Origin of the sequence: Serpens gallinarum (genome assembly GCF_014836765.1) — a bacterium.
Taxonomy (GTDB): Bacteria; Pseudomonadota; Gammaproteobacteria; order Pseudomonadales; family Pseudomonadaceae; genus Serpens; species Serpens gallinarum.
In genome coordinates, this window is sequence record NZ_JACSQG010000009.1 from 76533 (window position 1) to 93762 (window position 17230).

Below are 17230 nucleotides of genomic sequence, written 5' to 3' on the forward strand. Positions count from 1 at the left end.
CCGGTTGTATCAACCGCCTGGCCCTGAAGAGGTAGTGTTTTGCTCAGATCTCAGGCTGTTAACGGGGTGTTGTCTGCACTCCTGTTTTTCGCGGGTACCGCCCTTGCGGACCTGCGACCCATTACCGACCTGCCCTTGATAGCGGCGGGCGATTCTCACTGGACCTTGCCGGCGGGTGAATACATCGGCAACTTCCGCATTGACCAGAGCCTACGCTTGCAGTGCGCGCCGGGCGCCGTGCTGAGCTCGGCGGGAAGGGGCAATGTGCTGTCCATCAGCGCCAACGATGTGGTGATCGAAAACTGCGACCTGCGTGACTGGGGCCAGGACCTCACCGAGATGAACTCGGCGATCTTCATCGGGCGCGGCGCCGATGGCGTGATCGTACGCAACAACCGGCTGCGTGGCGCGGGCTTCGGCGTCTGGGCCGACCGCACCGAGAACGTGCAGATTATCGGCAACCAGGTTCAGGGCGACCCGACGGTGCGCTCCCAGGACCGTGGCAACGGTATTCACCTGTTCAACGCCCGTGGCGCCTTGGTCGCCGGCAACCATATCCGTGAGACCCGCGACGGCGTCTACATCGACACTTCCAACGGCAACCGCATTGAGCACAACCTCATCGAGGATCTGCGCTACGGCATTCACTACATGTTCGCCAACGACAACCAGGTGATTGGCAACATCACGCGCCGCACCCGCACGGGTTACGCGCTGATGCAGAGTCGCAAGCTGACCGTGATCGGCAACCGCTCCGAGCATGATCGCAACTACGGCATCTTGATGAACTACATCACCTATTCGACGCTCAAGGACAACTTCGTCACCGACGTGCAGGCCGGCGACACTGGCGGCGATAGCATGATCCAGGGCGGCGAAGGCAAGGCGGTGTTCATTTACAACTCGCTGTTCAACGACATCGCCCACAACCATTTCGAGCACAGCAATCTAGGCATCCATCTCACTGCCGGCTCGGAAAACAACCGCATTGTCGACAACGCCTTCGTTGCCAACGAGCAGCAAGTCAAATACGTGGCGGTGCGCACCCAGGAATGGTCCGAGAACGGCCGGGGCAACTACTGGAGCGATTACCTGGGGTGGGACCGCAATGACGACGGTCTGGGCGACGTGCCTTACGAGCCCAACGATAATGTCGACCGCCTTCTATGGATGTACCCGCAGGTGCGCCTACTGATGAACAGCCCGAGCATCGAACTGCTGCGCTGGGTACAGCGCGCGTTCCCGGTGATGAAGTCTCCGGGCGTGCAGGACAGCTATCCGCTGATGCAACTGCCCACCGAAACCATGTTGAAGAAAGAACCCGCACAGGAGCCGCTGTCATGAAGGCCGTCGATATCCAGGGCGTCAGCCAGCGCTACGGCAACATGACCGTTCTGCACGAACTGTCCCTGCAGCTCGCCGAGGGTGAGGTGCTGGGCTTGTTCGGCCATAACGGCGCCGGCAAGACCACCACCATGAAGCTTATTCTGGGTCTGCTGCAGGCCAGCGAAGGTCGCGTGAGCGTGCTCGGCCGCAACCCCAACGATCCGGAAGTCCGCCGCCAGCTGGGTTACCTGCCGGAGAACGTGACCTTCTACCCGCAGCTCAGCGGCCGCGAAACCTTGCGGCACTTCGCGCGCCTCAAGGGCACGCCGCAGCATCAGGTGGATGAACTGCTGGAGCAGGTCGGCCTTGGGCACGCCGCCGACCGCCGGGTGAAAACCTATTCCAAGGGCATGCGCCAGCGCCTCGGCCTGGCCCAGGCTGTGCTCGGCGAGCCGCGCTTGTTGCTGCTCGACGAGCCCACCGTGGGTCTGGACCCGATTGCCACCCAGGATCTCTACCTGCTGATCGACCGCCTGCGCCAGAGCGGCACCAGCGTGATTCTTTGCTCCCACGTGCTACCCGGCGTCGAGGCGCACATCAACCGTGCAGCGATTCTTGCCAAGGGCCGTTTGCAGGCCGTCGGCAGCCTGGCCAGCTTGCGCGAGGAAGCCGGCTTGCCGGCGCGCATCCGTGCCAGTGGCCTGACCCACAGCACGCAATTACTGCAGCACTGGGGAGACGCCGGTCACCAGGCACGCGCCCTGGGGCATGACAGCATCGAGGTGGTGGCGGTCAACGGCCACAAGATCAGTCTGTTGCGCGACGTGCTCGGCCAGCACCAGGTAGGGGATGTGGAGATTCAGCAACCTTCCCTGGAAGACCTGTACCGCTACTACATGAACCGCGCCGAAGCCGGTAACCAAGGGGTGCACCCATGAACCAGATCTGGAATATCGCCCGCAAGGAGCTCAGCGATGGCTTGCGCAACCGCTGGTTGCTGGCCATCAGCCTGCTGTTCGCCGCCTTGGCCGTAGGCATTGCCTGGCTCGGCGCAGCGGCGTCTGGGCAGGTGGGCTTCACCTCGATCCCGGCGACCATCGCCAGCCTGGCCAGCCTGGCCACGTTTCTGATGCCGCTGATTGCCTTGTTGTTGGCCTATGACGCCATCGTCGGCGAGGACGAAGGCGGCACCCTGATGCTGCTGATGACCTACCCGTTGGGCCGTGGGCAGATACTGCTGGGCAAGTTCGTCGGCCACGGGTTGATCCTTGCCCTGGCGGTGCTGATTGGTTTCGGCTGTGCGGCCCTGGCCATCGCCGTGCTGGTGGAGGACATCGAATTGGGCACGCTGCTCTGGGCGTTCGGCCGCTTCATGGTCTCCTCGACGCTGCTGGGCTGGGTGTTCTTGGCCATGGCCTATGTGCTGAGCAGCAAGGTCAGCGAGAAATCCAGCGCCGCCGGCCTGGCCTTGGGCGTGTGGTTCCTGTTCGTGCTGGTCTTCGATCTGGTGTTGCTGGCGCTGCTGGTGATGAGTCAGGGCAAGTTCAGCCCGGACCTGCTGCCCTGGCTCCTGCTGCTCAACCCAACTGACATCTACCGGCTGATCAACCTCTCCGGCTTCGAAGGTGGCGGCAATGCCATGGGCGTGTTGTCGCTGGGCACTGACCTGCCTGTTGCAGGCTCGGTGCTCTGGCTGTGCCTGCTGCTCTGGGCGGGCGCCATGCTGGCGCTGGCCTTTTGGGTTTTCCGTCGCCGTCTGGCGTGATTTGACTAAGGAAGTAAACGAGATGATTACCTTCTCCACCCGCGCAGTACGCGCGCTCTCCATCACGCTGCTGTGCCTGGGCCTGGCGGCCTGCGGCGAAACCGAAAAAGAAGTCGTGACGCTGGACCCGGTGGCCTTTCACGACGGGGACGAATGCCACGTCTGCGGCATGATCATCACTGAATTTCCCGGTCCGAAGGGACAGGCAGTGGAAAAGAACGGCGTGCGCAAGTTCTGCTCCACGGCGGAAATGTTCGGCTGGTGGCTGCAACCGGAAAACCTGCACCTAGATGCCACGCTGTACGTTCACGATATGTCCGATACCGACTGGAATCACCCCGACGACGCCAAACTGATCGATGCACGCACGGCCTGGTACGTTTCTGGCATCGACGTGCCGGTCGCCATGGGCGGCGTGCTCGCCACCTTCGCGGACGAACAGGCGGCACATGCACTGGCCCGCGAAAAACAGGGTCGCGTGCTGCGCTTTGAAGACATCAGCCAGGCACTGCTACAGGACATCGCCAGCAGCGGCATGCGGCACGACATGCCTGACATGCACAGGCATGGGCACAGCCATCACTGATGGCTGCGGCCTGACCCTAACGATTCACACCTGAGAGGACATACGCATGATGGGTATCAGTATCTGGCAGCTGCTGATCATATTGCTGATCGTGGTCATGCTGTTCGGCACCAAACGCCTGAAAACCCTGGGGTCCGACCTCGGCGGGGCGATTGGCGGCTTCCGTAAAGCCGTAAGCGATGAGAGCACCGCCGCGCAGCCCGAAACCGTCAAGGCAGAGGCCCGCGAGAGCCGCTGAAAACGTGGGTTGCGATACGCGCGGTGACGGGAACGCTACTTGGCGTCGGGCAGCCTCCCGAGCCTACGACGAGCAGCCCCCGCCGCTTTTGTGATGGCGTTTACACAACGCTCCGTGCATGCCCCGTGGCGGGCTGCCCAGGATGCACCGTGCTTCCCTTCCAGCACCGTGCAACGGGCGAGGCCACCCTACGGGTTTGCACGGTGACGGGGACGCTACTCGAGTAGGGCGGCCTCGCGAGCCTACGGCGAGCATCCCGCCGCTTTTGTGATGGCGTTTGCCACGACGCTCCGTGCATGCGCCGTGGCGGGCTGCCCGGGATGCACCGTGCTTCCATCCCAACACCGTGCAACGGGCGAGGCCGCCCTACGGACGTGTGTGAGCACCGCGATGATGCCGTGTTCAAAAGGCGAAATTCCTCTGCGCTTTTTTGCCGCATCGGCAAAAGCTGATTGCAATCAAGTCGCCGACACCTCCAGACCCTGTAGAAAGAGCACTACGCCTCCCGTATGGTCGAGGGCGTTGGTTCCGCTGTCCCGTTTCATCGCAGTCGCGGGCGTAATGGCAAGTTTTTTGGAGGCCTGCTGTGAACATTATCGATAAACGCAAAGCCTTGAGCATTCCTCCGGTCTGGCGTCTGGCCTTCCGGCCGTTCTTCCTGGCCGGCAGCCTGTATGCGCTGGTGGCGGTGCCGTTGTGGCTGCTGGCGTTCTTCGGCGCGTTGCCGGACTGGCAGCCCACCGGTGGCTGGCTGGCCTGGCACCGTCATGAAATGCTCTTCGGCTTTGCTGTGGCCATCGTCGCCGGCTTCCTGCTTACCGCAGTGCAGACCTGGACCGGTCAACCAAGCCTGTCCGGTACGCCGCTGGTGGTCCTGGCGGTGATCTGGCTGGCTGCCCGCATCGGCTGGCTGGTCAACCTGCCGCTGCCGGTGCTGATTCCGCTGGAGCTGTTGTTTCTCATCGTCCTGGCTGCACAGATGGCGCGGCTGCTGTGGGCAGTGAAACAAACGCGCAACTACCCCATCGTGGCGGTGTTGGGCCTGCTGGTAATTGTCGATGCCGTGGTGCTGGCCGGTCTCACCCAGGGCAACGACGCGCTGCAACGCCAAGGCATTCTGGCTGGCCTGTGGTTGGTGGCGGCGCTGATGTCGCTTATCGGCGGTCGGGTGATCCCCTTCTTCACCCAGCGCGGCGTGGGCCGCGTGGAGCAGGTTAAAGCCTGGCCCTGGTTGGAATGGTCGTTGCTGGTGGGCAGTGCGCTGATTGCCATCCTGCATGCCGTCGGTCTGGCCCAGGTTCCGAATATGTTGATTGGCGCGCTGTTCCTGGCCCTCGGCGCCGGGCATCTGCTACGTCTGGCGCGCTGGTACGACGCGGGTATCTGGGGCGTGCCGCTGCTGTGGTCGCTGCACCTGGCGATGCTGTGGTTGGTGGTGGCCTGTCTCGGTCTGGCGTTCTGGCACTTCGGCCTGCTGGCCGCATCCAGTCCCTGGCTGCATGCCCTGACGGTGGGGGCCATGAGCGGGTTGATCCTGGCGATGATCGCCCGCGTCACCCTTGGCCATACCGGTCGCGCCTTGCAGTTGCCGGCGGGCATGGCGTGGGGGCTGGCGCTGTTCAACCTCGGCAGCGTGGCCCGGGTGTTTCTCAGCGGGGTCTGGCCGCTGCACAGTCTGTGGCTGGCAGCGTTCTGCTGGGCGTTAGCCCTGGCTATTTACGTCTGGCGTTACGCGCCGATGTTGGTGCAAGCCCGCGTGGATGGGCATCCGGGTTAAGCCATTCATACGGCTCACTGGTCCGGGTGAGCCGCGTTCCGCGCCATTGATTTCAGACGCTGCCCGATTCGTAAGCGAGGCAGCAGGTGCCCGGCCGATGCCGAGCCTGGAGGGTGTGATGAAAAACGAATTCGCAAACCGTCTGGCGGTGATCACCGGGGCCGGTTCCGGGATCGGTCTGGCCCTGTGTGCCGCATTGCTGCAGCGGGGCTGCAGGGTCGTGGCGCTGTCGCGCACTCAGGGCGAGCTGGCGGGCTTGCAGAAAACCTACCCCACCCTCCTGCACTGGCATGCCGGTGATGTGACTTCAAGGGACGACCTGCAGCGACTGGCGGAGCGGGTCGTGGAGCTGGGGCCGATCGACTACCTGGTACCCAATGCGGGGATCGCCGAGCTGTCCGACAGCCTGGATCTGGCGGCCTTCGACCGGCAATGGGCGGTCAACGGCGCCGGTGCGCTGCATACCCTGGCGGTGTTGCGCGGTCAGTTGGCGACGCCGGCCTCCGTGGTGTTCATCGGCAGCTTCCTGATTCGTTCAAGCTTCCCGGGACTGGCCGGTTACATCGCCAGCAAGGCGGCCCTGGCTGCCCAGGTGCGTACCCTGGCACAGGAATTTGCCCCCCTGGAGGTGCGCATCAACATGGTGTCGCCCGGACCGACCGCGACGCCGATCTGGGACAAACTTGGCCTAAGCGATGATCAGTTCGAGCAGGTGGCTGATCTGGTCACCCGGCGTTTGCTGCCGGGGCGTTTTCTTGATGCCGCCGCAGTGGCCGAGGTCATTGTTTTCCAGCTCTCCCAAGGTGCTCGTGGCGTGTATGGCCAGGACTGGGTTGCTGATAACGGCTACACACTGAACTGAAAGGCGGAAGAACGCAGATGGGCTTCGAGTGGGGAAACAGCGCACGGTTGTTGCGTGAAGAATGTGCAGCCTTGCGACTGGCCAATGAGCAGCAGGCCGCGCGGATCGTCGCGCTGGAGCGCGAGCTCGCCGAAGCGCGTTGTGACAGCCAGGCCAGTCAGCGTCAACTCGATTATTACCGGGGCGTGGCGGGTAATCTGGTTCGCTTCAGCGCATCGGTCAATCATCTGGGCGACTCCTTCGAGCACTTGACCGGTCAGCTGGGCCAGAATCGCGGCCATGCCGAACAGGTGGCCAGCGCGGCGCTGGGTAATCAGAAGAAATTCGGCGAACTGCGCGATAAGGCCAGTCACATGGAAAACGGCCTGGCCGAGGCGTCCCACAAGGTGGAAATCCTGGCGAGTCACTCAAAGGAAATCAACGGCATTGTCGATCTGATCAGTGGCATCGCCAGCCAGACCAACCTGCTAGCGTTGAATGCGGCCATCGAGGCCGCCCGTGCTGGCGATGCCGGGCGCGGTTTTGCGGTGGTGGCGGGTGAGATTCGCCAACTGGCGGAAAAAACCGCGCTAGCCACTGCCGATATCGTCAGCAAGATCAACGAAGTGCAGAGCGAAACCCATGACGTGCATGATTACATCCAGACGCAAAGCACCCAGGCCCATGATTTCAGCCGCACTACCGAAGAGGCGGTGAAGGCGATGGGCAACTTGCATCTGCTGGCCGGCACGATGCGCGAAGGCACCGAACAGTCGGCGTTTCGCGCCGGTCTTGAACTGGCCAACCTGGACGAGTTGTCGCTTAAATTCGTGGTCTACAACCATCTGCTCGGCAGTCCCAAAAGCGCCAAGCCGCAATTGCCCAGCGAGCAGGAATGCCGCTTCGGCCGCTGGTATTACGGCGAGGGTCGGCGGGACTTGCAGAACCAGGACCTCTTCCGGCGCATCGAGCGCCCGCACACTGCGGTGCATGCTCAGGGCCAGGCGGCCATCGAGGCGTTCCGCCGCGATGGACTGGAGGTCGCCCTGCAGCATCTCGAGCAGATGGAAGAGGCCAACCTGGATGTGATGCGAATCGTCACCGAGCTGGTTACTGCGCGGGAATCGGTGAAGGGGCGAGGGGTAGGCAGCGTCGCCCGGGTTTGCCTGGTTTAGCCCGGATAGGCCAATCAAGCCGCCAGCCTACGTCGGCCCCATACACGTCTCCTTGGGGCTTCCACACGTTCAGTGTGGAGCCCTCGATGGATGCATTGCGCTTATTCGATTACTCCGCAGGCGATGCGCGCGCCGCCACCGCCCAGCGGCGCGGGGCTGTCGGCGTGGTTGTCGCCGCCGGCATGCACCATCAGCGCGCGTCCCTTGAGGTCGGATTCCTTCAGGCGTGGCGCCAGCACTGGCTGGGTGGCCGTGCCTTTTTCTTCGACGTACAAACCGGGCAGATCACCCAGATGACCATCGCCCCACGGCGTACCGTGCTTGCCGGTGCTGTGTGGGTCGTAGTGGCCACCGGCTGCCTGGGCGGGCGTCATCTTGCCGTCGCTCTCGGCGGGGTCGCAGCTGGGGTTCTGATGCAGGTGAAAACCATGCAGGCCCGGTGGCAGGCCCTTGAGATTGGGGGTGAACACCAGCCCGTATTCGGTGCTACTGATGGTGACGTCTCCGAGTGCCTTGCCAACGCCCTCGGCGCTGACGGCATGCAGGGTGACCGTGGTGTCGGCAAAGGCGCTGCCGCTAGCCAGCAACAGGGCCAGTAGAGAGGCGGTTTTCAGTGTCATGGGGCTCGCTCCGGTGTCTTCAAACAAGATGAAGAGCTTAGGCGAGCCCGCCCCGATAGGGCCCCCTGCGCGATATACGGAGCCTAGGTCGGGGCGTTCCGTAGGATGCACTTCGCGCCGCGAAACCTATCCTTTTCTGGTCGCTCAGCGGGACGCCGGGTGAAATACCTTAGCCGGCAAGGCGCCCGGAATGGTCTCACTAAAGCCCTGATCGATGGCCGGCAGCTTGTGGGCGATGCCCTTGTGGCAGTCGATGCAAGTCTGACCCTCGGCGAAGCCCTTCTGGTGGGCACCGGACGAGCGGCTGGTCTGCTCGGCGTAGTCGAAGAAGCTGAAATCGTGGCAGTTGCGGCATTCCTGAGAGTCGTTGCGCTTCATGCGCGCCCATTCCCGCTGGGCCATCAGCCCGCGCTTGGCCTCAAACTTCTCCGGCGTGTCGATGCTGCCGAGCATTTTGTGCCACAGCTCGTTGGAGGCGTAGACCTTGCGCACCATCTTCGGCCACCACTCCTTTGGCACGTGGCAGTCCGAACAGACCGCACGCACCCCGGTGCGGTTGTTGTAGTGAATGGTGTTGCGGTACTCCTGGTACACATTGACATTCATTTCGTGGCAGGAGATGCAGAATTTTTCGGTATTGGTCGCTTCCATGGCGGTGTTGAAACCGCCCCAGAAAATGATGCCCAGCACGAAGGCCAGGCCCACGGCGCTGAATGCCAGCCCGATTGCCCAAAGCCAGAGCTTTTTGATCTTATTCATAACGTGATCCTTATAGGCCCGGGGCGGGGCTGAAATCATTGCCTACCAGCGGCTTGGCATCGGTCTGTGACACGTGGCACTGCAGGCAGAAGTAGCGGCGAGGGCTGACCGACGACAATTCCTCGCCATCGCGGTCACGGAAGTGGGTCAGCGACACCTTAGTGGCACCCGTTGTGGCGGAGCGGCTCCAGGAGTGGCAGTCCATGCACTTGTTGTAATTGAGCGTCACCTGATAATTGGTGGTGCTATGAGGAATCAGCGGCGGTTGTTGTACGAAGTCGCGTGGCAACAGCCCGCCGGCATCACGGATCTCTCGCCAGTTGTGGGCGTGCTGCTCGGCGTCGCCGACGGCGTTTTCCCGGAGACTCTTGACGCCCTCGGCGCTAGCCGAGAAGGGTATGACCAGCATGAGCGCAGCGATGCCCACAGCTTTTTTTATGGCGGTTTTCATGATTCGCTCCTGTTGAAACGCGTCGTCAGGCGGAAAACATCCTGACTGCACACATCGACACAACGGCCGCAGGTGGTGCAGTCGGAAGAAAGGATGAGGGAATGGTCTTGTCCGACCGCCTTGAGGGCGGGACGGATGACCTGGGGTTCAGGGCAGACCTTGAAGCAATCCATGCAGTCGTCGCAGGCCCGGCGGCGCGGGGCGGCCACGCGCAGCAGGGCGAACCTGCCCAGCAGGCCGTAGAACGCGCCCACCGGGCACACGTGGCCACACCAGCCACGCGCGGCGAACAGCAGGTCGTAGAGAAACACTGCGGCAACCACGCCCCAGGCCGCGCCAGCGCCGAAGACCAGCGCGCGGTGCAGCATGGAAATGGGGTTGACCCACTCCCAGGCGATGCCGCCCGTAATCAACGACACCACCAGCGTGGCCAGCAGCAGCCAGCGGCGCAGGCTTTCCGGCGGCGTTGGTGCGGTTCTAATCCGCAGCGTGCGACGCAGCCAGCCGGCGGCGTCGGTGACCGGGTTGATGGGGCAGAACCACGAGCAGTACATGCGACCACACACCAGGGCGTAGAACAGCAGCACGATCAGCCCGCCGGTGAGCGCCGCCATTTCCGGCAGATGCCCCGCGAACAGTGCCTGCATCAGCATGTACGGATCGCTCAACGGCAAGGTGTCGAGCGTGACGCTCGATGCCAGGTTGCCCTTTACTGGCCACCACGGCTGATCGAGATGGCCGTTGCGGGCCAGCCACAGGGTGATGGGGCCGATCAGGAACAGGCCGAGAAAGCTCAGTTGCGAAGCTCGGCGCAACAACAAAAAGCGGTTGGCGCCCAGCCAGCCCTTGGTCTCCCGGGCGGCGGCGATCGGGTTGCGCCCGGCCACGCTCTTGTGTACCGGGCTCATGGCGTGCCTCCATTATCCAGCCCGCGTACCGGCAACTGGATCTGCTCGCCGATCAACGAGCCGCCGGCCTTGCCCTTTTCCTCCCAGCCCTTGCGGTAGTGGTCGGCGGCCTTGGCCTGGGCCAACGGGCGCGGCAGCACCTTGATGGCCGAGGCATCGGGCAGCACGCAGGCCTGTTCGCACTTGCCGCAGCCGGTGCAATGGTCCGAGTGCACGGTCGGCAGCAGCAGGGCATGCCGGTCCGAACGCGGGTTGTGGAACGGCTCCAGTGTGATGGCTTCGTCGATCACCGGGCAGACCCGGTAGCAGACGTCGCAGCGCAACCCCAGATAGTTCAGGCACTGTTCCTGGTCGATCAGCACCGCAAGGCCCATGCGCGCATCGTTGATGTCGGTGAGCGCGGGGTCCAGGGCGCCGGTCGGGCAAGCGGGTACGCAGGGAATGTCCTCGCACATCTCGCAGGGCACGTCCCGCGCGGTATAGAACGGCGTGCCGGTGGGGACGGGTTCGCCGAGCGTGGCGAGTTTGAGGGTGTCGTAGGGACAGGCGCGCACGCACAGGCCGCAGCGCACGCAGGCGGCGAGGAAATCCTCTTCAGCCAGCGCGCCCGGAGGCCGCAGTGCCGTTGAGGCCAGCACGTTCGCCTGGTTGCCATACAGCCCTACGCCCAGCCCCAGCACGCAGGCACCCCCAATCGCCGCGGCGGACTGCTGCAGGAAATGGCGGCGGCTCGGGTTTGGTTTGTCGGTCATGGCAGTGACTCGGGCTCAAATGGGGCGCCGGAGCGCCCCGTTTGACCATCAGGCCTTGAGCACCTTGACGGCGCACTTCTTGAAGTCCGTTTCCTTCGAGAGCGGACAGGTGGCGTCCAGCAGCAGCTTGTTCACCAGGCGACCCTCGTCGAAGAACGGCATGTACACCAGGCCGCGCGGCGGCTTGTTGCGGCCACGGGTTTCAATGCTGGCCACCACTTCACCGCGACGGGACACGATGCGCGCCTGCATACCGCGCTGCAGCCCGCGCTCCCTCGCGTCATCCGGGTGGATGTAGAGCAGCGCCTCGGGCGCCGCCCGGTGCAACTCGGGCACGCGGCGGGTCATGGAACCGGTGTGCCAGTGCTCCAGCACGCGGCCGGTGGACAGCCACAGGTCGAACTCCGCGTCCGGGGACTCGTGCGGCGGCTGGTAGGGCAGGGCGAAGATGTTCGCCTTGCCGTCCTTATGTCCGTAGAAACGCACGCCTTCGCCGGCCGGCACGTACACGTCGTAGCCTTCGCGGAAGCGCCACAGAGTTTCCTTGCCATCCACCACCGGCCAGCGCAGGCCGCGCGCGCGGTGATAGACGTCGAAGTTCGCCAGGTCGTGGGCATGACCACGGCCAAACTGGGCGTATTCCTCAAACAGTCCCTTCTGCACGTAGAAGCCGAAATGCTTCGACTCGTCGTTCATGTAGTCCTTGATGGCGTGTTCGTTGACGCGCTTCAGGTCCTTGAGGTCGAAGCGGGTGGTCATCGTGTTGGCGAACAGGACGTCATACAGAGTCTTGCCGCGGACGTCGGGCTTCTTGGTCAGCAGTTCCTCGGGCCAGACTTCTTCCACCTTGAAACGCTTGGCGAATTCCAGGTACTGCCACAGGTCCGAACGCGACTCGCCCGGCGCCTTGACCTGCTGACGCCAGAATTGGGTGCGGCGCTCGGCGTTGCCGTAAGCACCTTCCTTCTCCACCCACATGGCGGTGGGCAGGATCAGGTCGGCGGACAGCGCGGACACGGTCGGGTAGGGATCGGACACCACCACGAAGGCTTCCGGGTTGCGCCAGCCCGGGAGGATTTCCTCGTTGATGTTCGGACCGGCCTGCATGTTGTTGGTGGTCGAGGTCCAGTAGCACTTCAGCGTGCCATCCTTCAACGCGCGGCTCTGGGCCACGGCGTGCAGGCCGACCTTGGACGGAATGGTGCCCTCGGGCAGATCCCACAGCTTCTCGGTCAGGGCACGGTGCTCGGGGTTGGTGACCACCATGTCCGCCGGTAGGCGGTGGGCGAAGGTGCCCACTTCACGGGCGGTGCCGCACGCCGAGGGCTGGCCGGTGAGCGAGAACGGCCCGTTGCCCGGCTCGGAAATCTTACCGAGCAGCAGGTGCACGTTGTAGATCATGTTGTTCACCCAGGTGCCCCGGGTGTGCTGGTTGAAGCCCATGGTCCAGAATGACACGACCTTCTTGCTCGGGTCGGCATACAGCTCGGCCATTCGCTGCAGTTTCGCCGCCGGCACCTTGGACAACTTGGCGGTGTATTCCAGGGTGTAGGGCTCGACGAACGTGGCGAACTCCTCGAAGGAGATCGGCGTGTGGGCGTTCGGATCGCCCTTGCCGTTGTAGCCGTTCTGGGTGGCGATTTCCTCGCGCGGGTCATTGGCGCGCAGGCCGTAGCCAATATCCGTGACGCCCTTGCGGAAGTTCACGTGCTTGGACACGAACTCCTTGTTCACCTTGCCGTTCTGGATGATGTAGTTGCAGATGTAGTTAAGGATGGCCAGGTCAGTCTGCGGCTCGAAGATCATGCCGTTGTCGGCCAGCTCGAAGCTGCGGTGCTCGAAGGTGGAGAGCACATGCACTTCGCTGCTCTTGTGGGTCAGGCGGCGGTCGGTGATGCGGCTCCACAACACCGGGTGCATCTCGGCCATGTTCGAGCCCCAGAGCACAAAGGCGTCGGTCTGTTCGATGTCGTCATAGCAGCCCATCGGCTCATCGATGCCGAAGGTGCGCATGAAGCCGACCACCGCTGACGCCATGCAGTGGCGGGCGTTCGGGTCGAGGTTGTTGGTTCGCAGACCGGCCTTGTGCAGCTTGGAGGCGGCGTAGCCTTCCCAGATGGTCCACTGGCCGGAGCCGAACATGGCGACGGAATCCGGGCCGTGGTTCTTGATGGCTTCTTTCCATTTGCTGGCCATGATGCCCAGCGCTTCGTCCCAGCTGACCGGGGTGAAGTCGCCGTTCTTGTCGTACACGCCGTTCTTCTTGCGCAGCAGTGGGGTCTGAACGCGGTCGGCGCCGTACATGATCTTGGAGAGGAAATAGCCCTTGATGCAGTTCAGGCCGCGGTTGACCGGCGCGTCTGGGTCGCCCTGGGTGGCCACGACCTTGTCGTTCTGTACGCCGACCAGTACCGAGCAGCCGGTACCACAGAAGCGGCAGGCCGCCTTGTCCCAGCGCACGGCATTCTTGGCGCCGGCCTGTTCGGCGGACAACACGGTAGTGGGTACGGCCATGCCCGCGGTCGCGGCAGCGGCGGCGACGGCGTTGGCCTTGATGAAATCGCGTCTGTTCAGTGACATGGTTGGACTCCCGTTGCCGGTTGCGGGGGCACTCGCGCCGGGTCGAGTTCCTCGACGATTTCCCCGTTGAACTCGTAGGCCAGAGTGGCGGACAGCACCTGCGGCACCCTATGGGCCGCAATGATCGAATCGGCGACGGAATAACCCTCGCCATCTTCCACCGTGACGATCATGCGTCCGGCGTCGAAGTCTTCCGCGTGCACCTGCACGCCGGGAACCTGCTCCAGACCGGAGCGGGCCGTGGGTATCTGCTCGGGCATGACCCGCAATACCAAGCTCACGACTTTCATGCGGGCTTTTTCTCCAGGGGTGATGGTGTGATGCAACTGACCGGGCAGGGAGCGATGCACTCTCCGCAGCCATTGCAGAGGTCGATATCCAATTCGGGCTGCGCAATGCCGCCTAGTCGGGGACGAAAGCGAATGGCTCCGGTCTCGCAACTTTCCGCGCAGATGCGGCATTCCACACCGCGTTGCGGCAGACAATCGGTGCCGATTCGTGCCCGCCAGGGGAAGGGTTGGCGTGCTTCGTCGCACTCCAATGCCCGCGGCTGGCACGCCTTTACGCAATCGCCACAGAGTGTGCAGCCTGCATCGTCGAACACGATGGAGGGAAAACCGCCGCTTCCAACCCTGAGGACCTGCTGCGGACAGGCTTCCACGCAGAGGTTGCAGCGATTGCAGCGCGCAATGAATAGATTCTCTTCAGCCGCCCACGGCGGTCGGTTGCCGGGTGCTGATAAGCCGAGAGAAAAAAAACGACGCCTTGATGCGTCCATACGGTAATTCCCATTTATTCAATGAGGATTTAACCGTCTATCGGATTGTTGAGATTTGATTTGAATCAATGACTGCCGCGTCAAATCAGCACATATCCAAACTGTTTCGCTTGAGTGCGGGGAGGGATGGGGGTGCAGGACTAGAAAAAGGCGCCTGCCCTGCACGAGGGGTAGCAAGGCGGCTGGGGGCCTGGTCAGGCGTTAGTGATTCTCAGGCCCCCGTCGTCGAGCACGACGGGGGTTGCCAGGCCGTATCAGTCGATTCGGTAGTGCCTCTCAGGCGTGGTTCAATGCGACGTTCCCTCCACAAACCCGATCTTGTTGCCCACGTTGTACTTGCCCGAGGGCTTGTTCATGGGGATGCGCTTGACCTCCTTAAGGGTGTCGGACTCGAGCACCAGCAGGGCGCCGTCGGTGTCCCAGACGCTGAGCAGCAGGTGCTTGCCGTCGCGGGTGAACTCCACATGAGCGGCGTTCTTGCCGGGCACCGGGCGCAGGGTATGGGCGACTTCCAATGACTGCTTGTCGATCAGGTGGATGGCGTCGTTGTTGGGGCCGAAGAACACGTCGGTCCAGGCGTATTTCGAGTTCTCATGGCTGCGCATGAAGAAGCCCGGCCCCTCGGTGGGAATTTCTTTAATCAACTCCCAGGTCTGCATGTCGAGCACCGAAATCAGACCCTGGCTGACGTTGGGCGTGGCAAATACCCATTTGCCGTCGCGCTGCCAGTAGATGCCCGAGCCCAGGTGCGGCATGCCGGGGAGGGGAATGTCGGTCAGCGCCCTGCCGCTGTCCAGGTCGATCACCTGGCCGCCTTGGGCCTTGCGTGAGGTCGCCAGCAATTGGCGGTAATCGGGAGTGAAGGAGAAGTCATCGAGGAAGTCCTTCGCTTGAATACGGCGCGGCACGAAGTCCGGCGTGCCGGCGTAGGACAATTCCCAGACTTCCTGCACATCCTTGAGCGCCACCACGAAGCTGTCGCGTGGCGGCGCGGTGTACACGGCGCTGACGCGTGAGGTCACGCCGTCCAGCCCCGTGGCCGGGATGCGCTTCACCAGTGACAGGTCGCGGGCATCCAGCACCACCAGTTCACCCGGCAGGTAGTTGCCCACCAGTGCCCAGCGGCCGTCGTTGCTGATCGCCAGGTTGCGGGTGTTCAGGCCGGCGCGCACCTCGGCGACCATGGTCAGGTTGTGCAGGTCGTAGACACTGACCCAGCCGTCGCGGGAGGCGAAATACACGAAGCGCCCATCCGGTGAAAATTTCGGCCCGCCATGCAGCGCGAAGTGGGACTTGAACTTGGCCAGCTCCTCGAAGTGGTCGCCGTCGAGGATGCGCACCTGATGGTTACCGGCCTCCACCACCACGAACAGATTGAGCGGATCGGCGCCGTGCTGCGGCGTGGCGGGCAGCGTGGCCACGTCGGCGAAGATGCGTTGGCTGGCGCGCAGATCGGCGTCGCTCCAGGTCGGCGGCACGGCGGACGGGGTATACAGGTAGTCGACCAGCGCGTCGATCTGCGCAGCATCCAGCACGGCGCCGTAAGCAGCCATCTGACTGGCTGGACGGCCTTGCTCAATCACCTGGCGGACTTCGGCGCGCTTGATGCGCCCGAGGCTTTCCGGCAGCAGGGCAGGGCCGGCGCCGCCCAGACGATTGGCGCCATGGCAGCTTTGACACTGCTGTTCATACAGCGCGTGGGCGGTCGATGTGGACGTGGCGGCCTCGGCATGGGGAATGGCCTGGTCAAGGGCCATATAAGTGGCGGCTGGTAGCGCTGCGGCGGCCAGCAGGAAGGTCGCAATCAGCCGCATACGGCCTCCTCACGGCTTTCTCGCTGGCCCTGCAGGCGGGCCGGATAACCGACGGTGTGTTCTGCAAACAGCCCGACCACCCGGCCGATCACCGTCAGCGTCGGCGCGTTGAGCTGGTTGTCGCGGGCCAGTGCGGCAAGCTGTTGCAAGGTGCCGCGCACCACCTGTTGATCTTCACGGGTGCCATTGCCGATCAGTGCGGCGGGTGTGTCGGCGGGAAGCCCGGCGGCAATCAGGTTGCGGGAGATCTCATCAAGGCTGGCCAGGCCCATGTAGAACACCAGGGTCTTGCCGTTATCGGCCAGGCTGGCCCAAGGCAGGGCCAGCTCGCCATCTTTCTGCAGGTGGCCGGTGATGAACTGGCACGACTGCGCCAAGTCACGATGGGTCAGCGGGATGCCGGCATAGGTGCTGCAGCCGGCGGCAGCGGTGATGCCCGGTACTACCTGGCAGTCGATGCCGCGTTCCAGCAAGTATTCCAGCTCCTCGGCGCCGCGACCAAAAACGAATGGGTCGCCGCCCTTGAGACGAACGACGCGGCGTTTACCCAGGGCCAGCGCGGCCAGCAGCTCGTTGATCTGTTCCTGGGGCAGGCTGTGATAGCCGCTGGCCTTGCCGACGTAGTGCAAGCTGCAACGTGCCGGTAACAGATCAATCAGCTGCTGACCGACCAGGCGGTCGTACACCACTGCATCGGCCTGCTGCAGCAAACTCCAGGCGCGCAGGGTGAGCAGGCCGGGATCACCGGGGCCGGCGCCAACCAGGGCGACTTCGCCGGGGGCTAAGGTGGCACACAGCGAAGCGGGAAAGGTGGGCTGATCCATGCGGACTCCTGAAATTCTCATCGAGGTTGGGCGGCT

At 63.5% G+C, this 17230-nt stretch carries 18 protein-coding genes and 1 pseudogene; 9 read left to right on the forward strand and 10 right to left on the reverse strand.

Features of this window, described 5'->3' with window-relative positions; all coding sequences use genetic code 11:
- The first annotated feature begins 39 nt into the window (after positions 1–39).
- The 9 genes and pseudogenes from H9642_RS14930 (at position 40) to H9642_RS18530 (ending at position 7708) form a co-directional block, all read left to right on the forward strand.
- Entirely contained in the window at positions 40–1344 is a 1305-nt protein-coding gene (locus H9642_RS14930; protein WP_433962713.1) for a nitrous oxide reductase family maturation protein NosD, read from the forward strand.
- Positions 1341–2264: an ABC transporter ATP-binding protein gene (locus H9642_RS14935; protein WP_251837257.1), complete on the forward strand. Its 924-nt coding sequence runs from the start codon at positions 1341–1343 to the stop codon at positions 2262–2264. The genes H9642_RS14930 and H9642_RS14935 overlap by 4 nt, the downstream gene beginning before the upstream one ends.
- Complete coding sequence (locus tag H9642_RS14940; RefSeq protein WP_251837258.1) at positions 2261–3091, forward strand: ABC transporter permease; 831 nt, start codon at positions 2261–2263, stop codon at positions 3089–3091. Before H9642_RS14935 ends, H9642_RS14940 begins: the two co-directional genes overlap by 4 nt.
- 22 nt (positions 3092–3113) lie before the next feature.
- Positions 3114–3677, forward strand: coding sequence for a nitrous oxide reductase accessory protein NosL (locus H9642_RS14945; protein WP_251837259.1), 564 nt, complete (start codon positions 3114–3116; stop codon positions 3675–3677).
- A gap of 46 nt (positions 3678–3723) precedes the next feature.
- The gene (gene tatA / locus H9642_RS14950; protein WP_286010358.1) at positions 3724–3915 is read left to right on the forward strand and encodes a twin-arginine translocase TatA/TatE family subunit; all 192 of its coding nucleotides are present in this window, start codon (positions 3724–3726) and stop codon (positions 3913–3915) included.
- A gap of 586 nt (positions 3916–4501) precedes the next feature.
- Complete coding sequence (locus H9642_RS14955; protein ID WP_251837260.1) at positions 4502–5692, forward strand: NnrS family protein; 1191 nt, start codon at positions 4502–4504, stop codon at positions 5690–5692.
- A 118-nt stretch (positions 5693–5810) separates the two neighbouring features.
- Positions 5811–6554 carry an SDR family NAD(P)-dependent oxidoreductase gene (locus H9642_RS14960; protein ID WP_251837261.1) on the forward strand — a complete coding sequence of 248 codons (744 nt, stop codon included), beginning with the start codon at positions 5811–5813 and terminating at the stop codon, positions 6552–6554.
- 353 nt (positions 6555–6907) lie between these two features.
- A pseudogene (locus H9642_RS18525) lies at positions 6908–7204 on the forward strand (methyl-accepting chemotaxis protein); the annotation flags it as partial.
- Between the two features lie 81 nt (positions 7205–7285).
- Positions 7286–7708 carry a CZB domain-containing protein gene (locus tag H9642_RS18530; RefSeq protein ID WP_433962714.1) on the forward strand — a complete coding sequence of 141 codons (423 nt, stop codon included), beginning with the start codon at positions 7286–7288 and terminating at the stop codon, positions 7706–7708.
- Between the two features lie 101 nt (positions 7709–7809).
- Here the strand turns inward: H9642_RS18530 and sodC are convergent, their stop codons facing one another.
- The 10 genes from sodC to cobA all read right to left on the reverse strand — a co-directional run bounded on the left by sodC (position 7810) and on the right by cobA (position 17194).
- Positions 7810–8328, reverse strand: a complete 519-nt coding sequence (gene sodC, locus H9642_RS14970) for a superoxide dismutase [Cu-Zn] SodC (RefSeq protein ID WP_251837263.1) — start codon at positions 8326–8328, stop codon at positions 7810–7812.
- Positions 8329–8472: 144 nt separating this feature from the next.
- Entirely contained in the window at positions 8473–9087 is a 615-nt protein-coding gene (locus H9642_RS14975) for a NapC/NirT family cytochrome c (RefSeq protein WP_251837264.1), read from the reverse strand.
- A gap of 10 nt (positions 9088–9097) precedes the next feature.
- On the reverse strand, positions 9098–9538 hold the full coding sequence (locus tag H9642_RS14980) for a nitrate reductase cytochrome c-type subunit (RefSeq protein WP_251837265.1): 441 nt from the start codon (positions 9536–9538) through the stop codon (positions 9098–9100).
- Positions 9535–10446, reverse strand: coding sequence for a quinol dehydrogenase ferredoxin subunit NapH (napH, locus tag H9642_RS14985; protein WP_251837266.1), 912 nt, complete (start codon positions 10444–10446; stop codon positions 9535–9537). Before napH ends, H9642_RS14980 begins: the two co-directional genes overlap by 4 nt.
- Positions 10443–11198: a ferredoxin-type protein NapG gene (napG, locus tag H9642_RS14990; protein ID WP_251837267.1), complete on the reverse strand. Its 756-nt coding sequence runs from the start codon at positions 11196–11198 to the stop codon at positions 10443–10445. Before napG ends, napH begins: the two co-directional genes overlap by 4 nt.
- A 48-nt stretch (positions 11199–11246) precedes the next feature.
- Positions 11247–13778, reverse strand: a complete 2532-nt coding sequence (gene napA / locus H9642_RS14995) for a nitrate reductase catalytic subunit NapA (protein WP_251837268.1) — start codon at positions 13776–13778, stop codon at positions 11247–11249.
- Positions 13769–14068: a chaperone NapD gene (locus tag H9642_RS15000; RefSeq protein WP_251837269.1), complete on the reverse strand. Its 300-nt coding sequence runs from the start codon at positions 14066–14068 to the stop codon at positions 13769–13771. The genes napA and H9642_RS15000 overlap by 10 nt, the downstream gene beginning before the upstream one ends.
- Positions 14065–14556 carry a ferredoxin-type protein NapF gene (gene napF, locus H9642_RS15005; protein ID WP_251837270.1) on the reverse strand — a complete coding sequence of 164 codons (492 nt, stop codon included), beginning with the start codon at positions 14554–14556 and terminating at the stop codon, positions 14065–14067. Before napF ends, H9642_RS15000 begins: the two co-directional genes overlap by 4 nt.
- 287 nt (positions 14557–14843) lie before the next feature.
- The gene (locus tag H9642_RS15010) at positions 14844–16370 is read right to left on the reverse strand and encodes a cytochrome D1 domain-containing protein (RefSeq protein WP_286010359.1); all 1527 of its coding nucleotides are present in this window, start codon (positions 16368–16370) and stop codon (positions 14844–14846) included.
- On the reverse strand, positions 16361–17194 hold the full coding sequence (gene cobA / locus H9642_RS15015; RefSeq protein WP_251837271.1) for a uroporphyrinogen-III C-methyltransferase: 834 nt from the start codon (positions 17192–17194) through the stop codon (positions 16361–16363). Before cobA ends, H9642_RS15010 begins: the two co-directional genes overlap by 10 nt.
- Positions 17195–17230: the final 36 nt, after the last annotated feature.